Here is a 13,527-nt window from a genome sequence, read left to right on the forward strand (position 1 = left end):
TGGCTATAACGGCATACATAAAATAAGCAAAATCAAATTGCAATAGCGAAGTACTGCTAAAGCTTTAGCATTGTTTTGAGATACTAGCTCGATTTTAAAAGAGTTACTCAAACTGCTGTTTGTATTGCTAGATTGAAATTTAAATTCTAATCGCTCCATGAGTTTTCCTTGAGTGATTTCAGGCGATATAGCTACATTCCAATATTTATTTGGAAACAGTGAATAAATCCCCCTCAAAAATATATTCGCTTGTCTTATATCAGACATATTAAAAATTAGTCCTGCATGTGAAACACTTGCTTTTTTTTCAAATATATCTATAGCAGCCAATAGATTAGCATCATCATAATGATACAGATTGAGCTGTTTAAAGAAATACTCTAATAGTCGTTTTTCCTCTTGCGTTTCAATATGTGGAAGTATGCGTTGTGATTTATCCGCATCAATAATAAAACGTGCACGGTTTTTACGATTTTTGAGTTGTTTGAGCCTGAATAAATTTTGCTGCCATCGTATCAGTGGCTTGATCGGAAAATCATACTTTTGAGAAAGAAGCTCAGGTGTATATGACTGATCTAATGCTTTGAGTATTTTTATGATCAGTGCAGATGGGTATTCTGATTGAGTAGTACCATAGATGCAATCATCAGTAGGTTTTTGCTGAATTTCTTTTTTATTGATTGGCATACTTGATTGTTTATCTATGTCTAATAGTATTAGATGAGTCGCTTGAAGCATTTGAGTGTCAAAACGACTGAGATGAATCTCTTCTGTGTGTTTCAACGGCGTTATTAAAGTTGGGCAGATTTTTTGAATAATTTGGGTAGAAAGCATTGGGTCAAATTGACGTAATTGTAAACCTGCCATCACATAGCTGATATGGATATAGCTTCGGAAGGTCTCGGTTGGTTCAATATGACCGAGCAGGTGAGCAATTAAATACCAGCTGTCTTGTGGTGCTTTAGAGCGCAATAGATGACTCCTAATGCGATTGTAATGATCGTATGAATAATCTGTGAAAGTAGAAACAAATTCGTAGTTTAAGTTTAATATCAAAGCGAGATTATTCGCTGCGGTATGTCTGAGACTATGAAAAGAATAACGATGTTCTGGCAATAATGTATCTAGTATTCGTTGAAAAGGGAGTGTCACCAAATGTGGTTTTAGACGATCTGTTCCATTCCATGTCGTAAACAAATATTGATTTGGCATATAAGCACGTCGCCGTGCTTGACAGTAATACTGAAATTTAAGATGCTCTTCTTGAGTGAGTAGAATTTGAATGTTGAGATTGCGTTCAGCACTATCCGTTTTAAGTAAGTGTTGTTGATGCTTGGCACGATATGGGCGAATCCAAATCGAACTGGCATGAACGCCTTCCACGTCTTTTATTCGAAGTCCAAGAATTTCATTAATCCGCGTTCCCGTACGATATGCTAACGTATATACGATACTGAGCATTTCTAGGTCATGTACTGTATAACTTGGGCTTTTGTAGTATTCAAGTCGCGCAAGCATCTGTTGGAATATTTTTGCAGAGATGATTTCAGCTTTCGGGGAGCTTAAGTGTTTACCTTCATGTGCGAGTGGGAACGGTTCAGCATCAAATAAGACATGTTGGAATTGATGAAATCGTTTTATGAGATCAAATTTTTGAGATTTAGATTTACCTACGTTGCTTAACATACGGATATAGATCGCTTCCAAATGATCGTTAAGGTTAGGTTCTTCTATAAAGTCATTGCTGTGGAGTAACCAAGTCTCAGCGAGTTTTGTGTAATAGCTATAAATTGAAGAATATCTAATTTTTTGTTGTTGCGAGATATGGAGCAAATATTTCGCTAAATCCAACTGATAGAGTTGAGCGATAGAGTGAATATCTTCTACAGCAGGATGAAACAAGCTATACAGCCAAAGAGCTAACCGTTTGCTATTTTCAGGCAGGCTGTTATGTTGGGTGTGTAGAAAGTTATATAGGTCTGTAGAGGTCTTATAGCTGTTTTTGAAGAATCTCAAAATCTGTTTATGCAAAGCAGTAAGTGTCTCAAGAGTATCTTCAGTATGTAATCGTTCCTCTTTTGCCATGGAATTAATATTTTTGAGCAGTGGCTCTTTAGTTTGTTCAGAATGGCAGGTTATTAGCTGGGGTGAAAGATAGCGTTTAAATGCACTAGGGCTTAAGCCACAAGTTTCTATTTCTTCAGTCAAACACAGGGCAAGCGCAGGGCTTAAATTTACATTGTCTAATTGCATTAATGAATGACTGGAAGCCTCTAAGAGTTGATTAAATTGCTTTAGATTGTAAGGTATTTCTAATGCATTAAAAATGAAACGGATATAAGTGTAGCAATCAAATTGAATATCGATAGTCTTTGCTTTAAATCTAAGGATCCACAGTTGAGTCAATCGATCAGGTACAAAATTTCGTGATTTCTTGAGGGGATGCTTAGGATCATACAAGTCACCATAGTGTGGCGATTGAGGTTCAAGGAAAATGATTGGTAGTTGTAGAGCCTGAATATGATAGATCGGGTTATCTAACTTAAGGTGTTCAAGTAAATTATTTAAGCTAGCTTGATGTGAAAGTCCGCCGTACAGGATTGCACTGATAAGAAGATTGCCAATAATTTCATCATCTGAAAAATGTTCTGTAGTATGCCAATAATGCCAAATCCGCTCTTTCATATACGTAATGTATTTTGAATTATTTAACCAAGATTCATTAAAAAGCAAAGGATTACGTTGAATAGAAACGAGATGCTGTGTAGGGAGTGGTAAGTCTGTATTATTGGCAAGGTTGTATTGAATAACATGTTTGCGAAAGTGCTGATAAAATGCCTTTTTTAAAGAAAAGCTGAATTTATGTTGATCCAAATGTTGAGTCACTTGGTGATAAAGATCGGGAATGCTTTGAGATTGTTGTGCCAGCTGTAGTTTTTCAGGTGATATAAACTCATCAATGATCAATTGAACCTGTAAGCGCTCTTTGCGGATTTTTTTGTCTCTATTTTTTGCACGCCGTTCATGTGCATAGTTTTTTTCTTTAAGCATCTTCATACATCCCATCAATTTGGTAAGCGTGTTGCATATCGTTGAGGTCGTTGGCGAGTTCTTTATATTGTTGAAGTGAAAAACTTGAGAATTTTTGCCCCATTTCTTGCTGATTTTGCTCATGCCCAAATAAAGCAAGAATTAAATTTTCATCTGCTTTGTCTGTGAGATACGCTCGTACAGTATGACGTAACCAATTGGGTTGCTTGAGCTGCATGATATTGGTGAATTGATCGATAATATGAGGACTAAGTGCTTGCCATTGTCCGTGTTGGTAAACGCTAAGCAGTGGTTTTTTACTGTTTAAAATTTCTTGAAGATGAGACTTATGCTCTGGATATAGTTGTTGAAACTGCTTTAAGTAGGCTATGAATTTGCGGATTTCCTTCACTACAAAATCGCACAGTGGAATTAAACGGCCATCATCCGTTCTTGAATGAATTTCTTTATCTGAAACCCAAAGCCATTGTTGATTTAGATCAAAATTTTTTAAGAAGCCAGGAAACTCGCTAACAGGTCGAGCAGCACTGAACAATAATAAAATGTGCCACAACCAAATGTTGTAGTGATTGAACATCTCCAACATTTTCCCTTGATGTTGAGCTTGAATGATTTGGTAGTGTAGATATGCAAATATTGCGGTCACTATCTGTGGCTTGGGTGCTTTGCAACTCCCAAACCGTAGTTGCTCATCATGAGTAAAATGAACTTGTTGTGCTAAATCATGAGAAAGCTGTTTTACAGTTGTTTGATAACATTTCTGTAAGCGGTATATAGGGTATGAACAATAAGAAATAGAAACAGATCGATTAGCATCGATTCCTGTCAGGATGTCGGCAAGTTGTTGGTTTTTAGTATGCTGGTAAATCCAGTGATGTAATAAAACACTTATTTTTTTAGTTGATAGTGAAGGAATAAACAGTTCTTCACGGCATCTTTTTAAAGCATGTGCGACCTGTTCTTGTTTTATTATGGGAGGCTTTCTTAGACCTTCTACTAGCTCTTTGACTAACGGTAAGTCGAAGTAGGTCACTTGATTGAGTAACTGATCTTTATAGCCAAAATTAGCATCTTCAAATAACGTAAATTTGGAGCGTAAAAAATATTGTTCGTTTTCTAAAATCAGTTTTTGTCGTTTATTGAGCGCATAGCGTTGTTTGATCTGCAGATTAAGCCATTGTTCAATCGGAACCCCGCTGAGAAAACTCAGGAGGATAAACAGATAGGCTTTATTTTTATTTGGGTTGTTTAAATAATGTTGGTAGCAATGTTGTACCAGTAGGCTCAAACTGTTGAAATCTGGGTAATGTTTGCTACACGTAAAATCATGCTGTTGCCGAATGATGTGTTGTTGAGTGAGTTGGCTGATTTTATGTTGTAAGAAACTTGATTGAGTTGCTAGAGGGAATATTTGAGCAGTATCTACAGCATATTGAGGATCAGGCTGCTCATCTTGGGATTTTTCGTAGAAGAGGGCAGGATCTTCCTTTTGTGGCATGTCTTGTGGATGACATAAAATTGCGCCCTGTTCATCGAGATAATGGGGTTCATTAACATGTTTGACTGAGGGTGAATTATTCTTTTTGGGCTTGAGTGCTAATACATAATCATAAAAACGCCGTAGATCTAGCAGTAATAAATATTGAAAACGAGTGAGTTGGGGATTCGTTTCTAAGCGACGTAAATATTGTACGAATTCATATAGTCTTATTTCATCTTCAGGCAGCTGTTGCCATAGCCATAGGTACTGACGCTGAGATTTACTGAGAGGTTTTACCTGCTGTGATGCGTCATAAGCTTCATTTGCTAACCTAAATCGATCGAGAACTTTAATAATTGTTGTTTGATGGTCTTTGTTACCCTTATTCTGGATAGATTTAAGAATACATGCAGCATGTAAATTGTGAATCGCCCATTGCTGTATTACAGAATGCTGTAAGTGCTGTTTTACTGAATAAAGATAAGCGCAAATTGGATGTTGAGAAACACTAGGCGGTGAGAGTAAGCACATTTGAATGTAATCATATTCTGTGGTGATCTCTGGATTTAATAATTGTTTTAGCTCAAGAATATAGACTTTTCCTTTTAAATATTGGCTTAGTATCTCAGCATAATGTTCATGGATAAATTCTTGCTGTAATAATTGATGAATGATGCTTTTAGTTTCCATGTTGAGCGCTCCAAAACAGTTCTGCACTTGGCTGAGGGTGTTGGAGTGCTACACATTTTTGCTTGAGTTGCTGGACTTTAATTGAATATGCATCGTTGATTTTTTTTTGTTGATATAAGAGTTGATTACGGCTACAGCCGATTAGTTTTGAGAGTAAATCGAGTGAAAATTCAGAGCGCGGTTTATCGGTGTGAGTGGAATTCAAGTCATAAATGGCATGCTTGGAAAGTGATGTGTTAAATGCATTTAGCACGTTATTTGGATTGATCTGCTTAATATTAAATTTAAGTTCAGTAATTAGTGTGAATAAGCGTGTACTCAGTTGATATTCAAGCCTAGTTAAATCGATGTCGTTCTGCAAAATATAGCATCCGCTAATAGGTAAATTTTGTATTTGGATCGCATATAGAAGCAGAAAATTGTCTAGAAAAAAAAGCTGATTATTTGTAGCTGTGGTCGGATAAGCGAGGTTGGTTTTTGTATCTAAGAACGAAGGTAATCTTGCTGCCTTTAATATTTGAACATAGCAAAGATAAATTTTACTTAAAGGCGGATAAGGGACGGGAATAGTCTGATATGAGTCAAACTTTACTTTTCTGTATTTCTTAAAATTTAAAACTCTAGATTTCATAATCATGCTCCTTGTTACTATTATTTAAGGAAAGGCATGTGAAAAAAATATTTTTAAACAGAAGGTCAATAAAATGGTTATAAATGTGGGTGGTTTTTGTTGAATCTGAGATTTAAAAAATTAGCATATACAGGGCTAAGAGAGCTATTCCTAAATATAAGCTATTGATTTTACGTTTTTGAGTGTGGATGGTTCTACGCGGCTTTGTATTTTTTCTTATTGATGCAGCAGGTACTGGAAAAACCTACCATAGTATCAACCATGCCTTATCCATTATTGAAAATAAGCCGCTCGATGCTTATGAGCAAGAATATCGCACGGCGCTAAAAAACCGTTTTGACCATTATAAAGAACAGGGTCAGTTTAAGTTTGTGACTTTCCATCAAAGCTTTAGTTATGAGGACTTTTTAGAGGGGATTCGAGTTGAAAAAAATGACGAAGGGCAGTTAAGTTATGATGTAAAAGCTGGGGTATTTAAAGAAATTTGTGAGAAAGCAAATGGAACTGCACAACAAAAAATCATATAGATGAAGTGATTGATGTTTTTTTTAGCGGAGATTATTGAAACTCCTATAGAGTTAAAGACGCAGCAAACCAAACAATTTAGAGTCACTTATTTGGGTAGTGGTTTAACACTACAATGTCAACCTTTAGCATCTGAAGTGAATGCAATGCATTATGCAAACATTAGTAAAATTAAGAGTTTGCTTTTAGCTGAGGATGTTGAAAAAGTGTATAATCACAGTTATACCAAAGCTATAACAGAATATTTAGAACCATAGATGCCTTTGTCAATATTCTCGGTTCAAAAGGCTAAGTCCTCATGCCTGATTTTACCGTTCGAGAATATGCCTTCATCAGCATCGCTTATGAAGGTTGCCCTAAGTTTAGTTCTGATCATGCTTTTATTAAGGAATCTGCATTCGAATATTTATGTGGATTACTGCTTCATTTTCTAAGCACCGCGCAAAGGTATTTTAATTTGAAGGGCGTAGAAAGCTAACGTTGGATCAATATGTTGGTGTGATTGAAACGCCGTGCGGTACACGTATAGAAATATTACCGAAGCATGTAGAGCTAAGTGGCACAGATGATCAATCGACTATTTTAGCAGAACGTGAACTTATGCAAAAAATGTTTAGTGTATCGTTGTATTTACAGTATAGAGAAGCAGGAAGTGCCAATTTAAACCGCTTTAAACAGCCTTTGCATGAATGTAACATGACTCAGTTCTTGGTATCCTTTGAGCGTTTGGTACAGTGCTGTCTACGTTTTGACTATAACCGTGTGCAAGATGAAGAGAAGTTTTTACGTGGAAAATTACAGCTTGTGAAATACATGCGCCACCCACCTACGAAGAAACTATCTTTCTGATTGAGCATGATGTTTGTGAGGTGAAGCGACCTGAAAAACGGTTGATCCGTATAGCTTTAGAAGTGGTCTGTATAAAGACCAAAAATTTAAATAATTGGAAATTGGCGCAAGAGCTGCGTTTGATGACGAATGAAATCCCACGAAGCTTAAACGTTCAGCAAGATTTTAGGCAATGGCAGTCAGGGCGTTTACTTGCTTTGTATGCTGGATTAAACTTTGGACTGAGTTAATCCTAGGTGAATACATGCTTGGATCTACGCGGGGGGATGAGTTTACTCTTTCCGATGGAAAAGTTATTTGAGCACTATGTGGCTTATCATTAGCGCCGTGCGTTGCCTGAATATCAGGTTAAAACACAGCATTCGACAGAACATATCTTCAAGCATCAAAAGAGTAAGATATTTAAATTAAAGCCTGATATTTTTATTGATCACTCCAAAGCTAAAATGCCAAACGTTGTGCTGGATACCAAGTGGAAGTTGATTGATCAAAATGACTGTAGTGGACGATATGGCTCAAAGGATAGTGATATTCAGCAGATGTTTGCTTACAGTCACTATTACCTGAAACATGAGAGTGAAGTGATTTTGGTGTATCCATACCTAGCAGGGAAGTTTGATCAACCTTTGGATGATTTTTGCTTTAGGCATACTCAAGGTGCAAAGCTTCGAGTAGTGCCTTTTAATGTAGATAACCCTCAAAATTTTAAAATTATTTAATTTATTTGAATGTTTTTTTATCTAAATGTTAGGCGAATTAAAATAGTTTTAATTCGCTTTAACTAGAATATTTTTAAATTAGTCCTAACTACATATGTGGTTCGGATATGCTATCTTTCCCAATTTCCATTCTTCCTGCAAAGCGGCGCTCGTATTTTTCATTATGATGATTCATAAGAGAAAAATCGTACCACCCTGAAAATTTTGAGACGTCTAAAACAATACCTTCATCTAGCTGCTTATTTGAAATCTCGATAATTTTATTAGAATCGTAAGCATTGTTTTTGAGATATAAAACACCAGGTTGTGTAATATTTTTAAACTTAACTGTCAGATAATAATGGCATAAATCGTAACAAACTTGAATTTCTGGTTCTAAATTATCTGATCTAATGTTGCCCACAAATGATCTATGATATCCGTTGGGGCCTAGCACAAACAAATCATACTCTCCAGCATTTATTTGCCAAGAGTCTTCAAGTTGTTTACCTGGTTCAACGAAATATCGTTTAGGGTATACATCAAGATTCAATCGGTCGTACACGTGAAATAATCCGCCTTGGTTACCAGAGTTTGCGAATATAAGCTGGGCATAAGTATTTTCTACTATTGCACTGGTATGTAGAATATAAGGGAGTGCACGTGAAGGTCGTAGACCAAACTCTTGTCGTAAAGGTTGATAACTAGTAGGTACTTTAATTTGTGGTTTTGCACCTTGGCTTAAGCTTATAGCATTAACTTCATTCTGGGACTTAGTTCCAGCAAGTTTGGGTAGTTTTTCTAAATTGGGATTTTTAAAATTAAATGATGAGGTTAAATCACCGCATAATTTACGACGATATGGACTTATATTAGGTTCAAATACCCCGAATCTTGTTTCAATGAAACGAATAATTGATGTGTGATCGAATATTTGTGAATTTACCCAGCCTCCACGACTCCAGGGCGAAATCACTAGCATGGGAACACGAATACCTGGTCCATACACACCACCATCTGGATCAGGTTGACCTGTGGTTGATGGTGCTGGTGGATGAGTGTAATACTCATAAGCCATTTCGGTATCTGAAAGTGTAGATTTGCCCCAAATTTTGCCATTCTTATCTTTGCTTGGTGCACATGGAGATGGAACATGATCAAAATATCCATCATTTTCATCATAGTTAATTAAAAAAACAGTCTGACTCCAAACTTCTTCATTTTCAGTCAGAGCATTTAGTATTTCTTGAATAAACCAACCACCTTGAACAGGGCTAGATAAAGATGGATGTTCACTATAGGCAGCTGGACATACAATCCAACTCACAGATGGAAGATTTCCATCGGCAATATCTTTTTTTAGAGCATCAATGTTTCCACCTACGCCTGGTAAAGTATTTGAAATGCCTTTAAGTAACGGGAATTGATTATCATCTTTTGAGTTATATGGTGAAAGGGATGAGACCCCCTTGAGGAACGCTTGTTCACTTTCACGGCGATATTGTTTAAATCCAGCTAGGGGATTACACAGAAAATTATCAGGTAGATTTTGGTAAACTTTCCATGTCACGCCTGCTTCTTGAAGTCTTTCAGGATATGTTTTCCAATCGTAGCCCTGATTAGAAAATCCAATAACATTGTACTCGTTAACTACATTTGAAACTCCTGCAGCCGTGGGGCCATGATGACCATTCCAGATAAAATGACGATTTGGATTAGTACCAGCATGCATAGCACAGTGATATGCATCACAAATTGTAAATGCATCAGCGAGGGCGTAATGAAATTCTAATTCTTGACGAGTGTAATAACCCATTGATTGTGTTTCTTTGAATTTAGGCCAGTTAGTCAATCTGCCATTGTCCCATGCCTGTTGACCATCTATCCAAGTATGTGGAGTGCCTTTTACTCGTTGAGCATTACCTTGAGTACTATCTAGATGATAAGGTTGAATGATTTTTCCGTTTTCATCGATTTGTTGCCAAATGTTTCGTTTATTAGGTAAAGGTATCGTAATACGATCCTGAAAACCGTGTACCCCTTTTAAACTACCAAAGTAGTGATCAAAAGAACGATTTTCTTGTGTCAATATTACGATATGCTTTACATCTTCAATAGTTCCAGTTGTCACTTTTGCATCAATAGCTAATGCTTTTTGAATTGAAATTGGTAAAGTGGCTACTGCTGTTGCCCCTAGGATAGCTTTACCTGAATTTTTAATAAAATCTCGTCTATTCATCACTTAAATCCTATGGTGCACAGTGTTGTTCACATGAAGTGGGTTTTTCGTATTCGCTAGAATTACTCGTATTATGATTTTCCGATGAGGAATCACTTTCACCGCAACCAGACAAAAGTAAAAGCAACAATACACAAGTCGTTACTTTCATAATGTTTCTCCTAAGATCGTTCCACCGTCTAAACGTGTGATAACAACAGTGGCTGAACGTGGAGATTTAGAAAGACCTTTACTTTTGTTTAGCTCGGCAGGGTGATTATTCGGCCAATTTCCTGATGGGTGCTGTATGTTGACAAATAATGCCTTATAGTCAGGAGTCATTGTGATACCAGTTATTTCACATCCTTTAGGACCCACGAGAAAGCGTTTTAATTGATTGGAATTAAGTTTAGCCCCACGTCTAGTGGTTTGAAGTTTAGTTGATCCTGTTTCAGCATACGCTAGCTCGCCATCACCAACCTCTCCTGGAAGTGCAGCTAACATCATGCAATTGGATGTATCAGTATATTCGCTATCATCTGTTTGAATCCAAAGTACTCCTCTTGGATCAAACCACATTCCATCTGGGCTTGAAAAATCATTGTCGTGACTTAATTCTGAGAGGTTATAAGAATTGTCTTGATCTGCTGGGGATCCAAATAGGAAAATATCCCATTCAAAATGCGTAGCATCAGATTTCTTATTTGCTTCTTTGAAACGAATAATATGGCCATTCAGATTGCCTTTACCCGTTGATCGAGGATTGGCAGGGTCAATCTCATCATCACTTCCACGGTCTGAGTTGTTGGTTAAGCTGACATAAACTTCCCCATTTTTTGGATTGATAGCTACCCATTCAGGTCGATCCATGCGAGTTGCACCGACTGCATCCGCGGCTATTCTAGCATTGGTTAATACATCTGCTTGATCATTAAAACTATAATCAGAGTAATTGATAATCAAAGGGTGATTGATTGATAACTCAATCCATTCTCCATATGTTTTGTAATCCCTTTCATCTAAATTAAATTTAGCTACATATAGTTTTCCGTGATCCATATACTTGTTACCAGCCTGATACCCTCCATTAAGATCTTTGGGATCCCAAACAGCTTCTGATACGAATTTGTAAATGTATTCTCCTTTAGAGTCATCCCCCATATAAAAGGCCAATGGTTCTCCAGGAATGGGTCTGCTCACGCGACAATCTTCGTGATAAAAACGCCCTAATGCTGTTCTCTTGATCGGTTCACCAGCGTTAAATGGATCAATTTCCACTATCCAGCCAAAACAATTTCCTGAATTTCTAAAATCTTGTTCAGGACCAACATCTTTATTTTGTTTTATTTGCCAACGTTCAAATAAACGGGAATCGGATTGAACATTTCCAAATGGAATATGCCAATTATTTAAGTTGATTAATAAGCCTTGAGGTAAGAAACCATAACGGTCAAGTGAATACTTATTTTTTTTTGTGAGATTTATACCTGAATACACAAAATATTGAAAAAAGTTTTCCTCTGTAGTGAGATAGGTGCCCCATGGCGTGTAACCGTTGCCACAATTATTGAGAGTGCCGTGCAACGTTGTTCCATCTGGATCTAATTTAGTCTTAATTATCGAGTTTCCATAAACTGGCCCAGATACTTTCATTTTCGTGTTAGGGGTAATCCTACGATTGAAAAGTGAATTTTTTTTAATATTTACATTTTGATTATCATCTTTAGTCAAATGAACAATTGATACGCCATGTGCATTTATTTCACGTAATATTTTATCTTCATTATGAATAGCGAAAGTCGGATGTAATTTAACATCAGGACTAATATGTTCATGATTAAGTACTAATAAACCTTCATCGGAGTGAGTTGAATCATATTTATCATTTTTCATACCGAAAAATGTCATACCGTCATGACCTTCACCTGATCTAAATTGAAAAGATGCTCCAGAAGCATTTTTTTGATCATTCCACTCGTCCAATTCTTCAATAATAGGATCACCAGTGGAATAAATAACTTCAGCTTTGTATCCTTCAGGTACAGTTAATTTGTCATCAATATGTTTGCTGACTGGTTTAAAGTTTAGTTGATGAATTGAGTTTTTTTCATCGTAGTAAGTAGGAGAGGGCAACTCATCGGGAAAGGAAGTGGCATCATTGGAGGAATTAGACTCATTCCCACAACTACTAATTTGAGTCATTAATGCAATACTCGATAAAGTATAGGCACTATTCTTGACAAAAGATCGGCGCGTTAATTTTTTTTGAAATAATTCTTCGGTGAGGGTTTGCTGATTTTTTTTGGTCATCACTGATAGGAAATCAATATAAAGTTGTGTTGATCATAAAATTCTTATATTTCAATTTATTGAATTAATTATTACTGAATTATTAAATGATGGTTTTATAATTTATGCTTATTTATTAATCATAAACTTTATCTTAATTTATATTTTAGGTATTGTTGTTTTTGATGATAAATTGACAAAAATTATCTATGCTGAACCGTGTCTAAAGCTCGTGATCGCTATAAAGTTATTTTGTGAAATGTGGCGGATTTATTTAATCCGCTTACCATCTTTATCTATGATCATTTCATCATCTTCTTTAATAAAAGCTCCCAATTGAGGGGCAGACAAAATATCTAAAACCAGTTCAGACGGTCTACAGAGTTTTACACCCAGTTCAGTCACTACAAATGGACGATTAATTAAAATTGGATACTCAAGCATAAAATTAATAAGCTGCTCATCTGTCCAGTGTTGTTCATCTAATTTGAGTGTTGCAAAGGGTTCTACATTTTTACGAATGGATTCACGTACAGAGAGACCTGATTTTTCAATTAAATCAACCAATTCACTTTTGCTTGGAGGATAAACAAGATATTCAACAATTTCAGGTTCTGCTCCTGTATTTCGAATAAGTGCTAATGTATTTCTTGAGGTGCCACACGCAGGGTTGTGATAAATCTTAATTTTTGATGACATGATATTTACTCAGAGCTGAATCATATTGAATTTATATATGGATATGTGTATATTCGCAAGATCATATTTATGAGTGTGGATGATGAATCAATCCGATTTCTTTAAATGCCTCTCAGATCCGACCCGTTTGGATATTTTAAAAATCATTTTAGAAAGACAAAATGTATGTGTTTGTGAAATCACAGAGATATTACAACTGAGCCAACCTAAAATTTCTCGTCACTTGGCTTTACTCCGTAACCTTTCAATTTTGCTAGATGAACGCAAGGGACAGTGGGTGTATTACCGATTAAATCCTGATTTACCCGAGTGGGCAACGTCTATCCTTCATGTGTTAAAGGATGAGGTTATGAATCCCCCTAGCAACATCACGATCGCTATGCAATGCGAGTAATAG

General features: G+C 36.3%; 10 protein-coding genes and 1 pseudogene. 5 read left to right on the forward strand and 6 right to left on the reverse strand.

Annotated elements, in window-relative coordinates; all coding sequences use genetic code 11:
• Nucleotides 1-3: 3 nt before the first annotated feature.
• The 3 genes from FTV32_RS01815 to FTV32_RS01825 are packed head-to-tail and all read right to left on the reverse strand — an operon-like array spanning nucleotide 4 to nucleotide 5,852.
• On the reverse strand, nucleotides 4-3,051 hold the full coding sequence (locus FTV32_RS01815) for a tyrosine-type recombinase/integrase (protein WP_180027712.1): 3,048 nt from the start codon (nucleotides 3,049-3,051) through the stop codon (nucleotides 4-6).
• Nucleotides 3,044-5,221: a hypothetical protein gene (locus FTV32_RS01820; protein ID WP_180027713.1), complete on the reverse strand. Its 2,178-nt coding sequence runs from the start codon at nucleotides 5,219-5,221 to the stop codon at nucleotides 3,044-3,046. Before FTV32_RS01820 ends, FTV32_RS01815 begins: the two co-directional genes overlap by 8 nt.
• Nucleotides 5,211-5,852: a hypothetical protein gene (locus FTV32_RS01825; protein WP_180027714.1), complete on the reverse strand. Its 642-nt coding sequence runs from the start codon at nucleotides 5,850-5,852 to the stop codon at nucleotides 5,211-5,213. The genes FTV32_RS01820 and FTV32_RS01825 overlap by 11 nt, the downstream gene beginning before the upstream one ends.
• A 188-nt stretch (nucleotides 5,853-6,040) precedes the next feature.
• Between FTV32_RS01825 and FTV32_RS01830 the strand changes: the two genes are divergently transcribed.
• From FTV32_RS01830 to FTV32_RS01840, 4 genes and pseudogenes are all read left to right on the forward strand, one after another.
• Complete coding sequence (locus tag FTV32_RS01830) at nucleotides 6,041-6,379, forward strand: hypothetical protein (RefSeq protein ID WP_306669935.1); 339 nt, start codon at nucleotides 6,041-6,043, stop codon at nucleotides 6,377-6,379.
• 12 nt (nucleotides 6,380-6,391) lie between these two features.
• Nucleotides 6,392-6,634 carry a hypothetical protein gene (locus FTV32_RS01835; RefSeq protein ID WP_180027715.1) on the forward strand — a complete coding sequence of 81 codons (243 nt, stop codon included), beginning with the start codon at nucleotides 6,392-6,394 and terminating at the stop codon, nucleotides 6,632-6,634.
• A 41-nt stretch (nucleotides 6,635-6,675) separates the two neighbouring features.
• Complete coding sequence (locus FTV32_RS17405) at nucleotides 6,676-6,855, forward strand: hypothetical protein (protein WP_257227572.1); 180 nt, start codon at nucleotides 6,676-6,678, stop codon at nucleotides 6,853-6,855.
• Nucleotides 6,856-6,875: 20 nt separating this feature from the next.
• Nucleotides 6,876-7,945, forward strand: a pseudogene (locus FTV32_RS01840) (restriction endonuclease).
• Between the two features lie 88 nt (nucleotides 7,946-8,033).
• Here FTV32_RS01840 and FTV32_RS01845 read toward each other — a convergent pair.
• The 3 genes from FTV32_RS01845 to arsC all read right to left on the reverse strand — a co-directional run bounded on the left by FTV32_RS01845 (nucleotide 8,034) and on the right by arsC (nucleotide 13,130).
• Nucleotides 8,034-10,163, reverse strand: a complete 2,130-nt coding sequence (locus FTV32_RS01845) for a phosphocholine-specific phospholipase C (protein ID WP_180027716.1) — start codon at nucleotides 10,161-10,163, stop codon at nucleotides 8,034-8,036.
• Between the two features lie 147 nt (nucleotides 10,164-10,310).
• Nucleotides 10,311-12,452 (reverse strand): PhoX family phosphatase, encoded by a 2,142-nt coding sequence (locus tag FTV32_RS01850; protein WP_257227575.1) that lies wholly within the window; start codon nucleotides 12,450-12,452, stop codon nucleotides 10,311-10,313.
• Between the two features lie 249 nt (nucleotides 12,453-12,701).
• A complete protein-coding gene (gene arsC, locus FTV32_RS01855) occupies nucleotides 12,702-13,130 on the reverse strand; it encodes an arsenate reductase (glutaredoxin) (protein WP_180027717.1) in 429 nt (142 codons plus the stop codon).
• A gap of 82 nt (nucleotides 13,131-13,212) precedes the next feature.
• Here arsC and FTV32_RS01860 point away from each other — a divergent pair, with 82 nt between their 5' ends.
• Complete coding sequence (locus tag FTV32_RS01860; protein WP_180027879.1) at nucleotides 13,213-13,524, forward strand: metalloregulator ArsR/SmtB family transcription factor; 312 nt, start codon at nucleotides 13,213-13,215, stop codon at nucleotides 13,522-13,524.
• Nucleotides 13,525-13,527 lie beyond the last annotated feature (3 nt).

Origin of the sequence: Acinetobacter sp. YH16032 (genome assembly GCF_013417345.1) — a bacterium.
Classification (GTDB): domain Bacteria; phylum Pseudomonadota; class Gammaproteobacteria; order Pseudomonadales; family Moraxellaceae; genus Acinetobacter.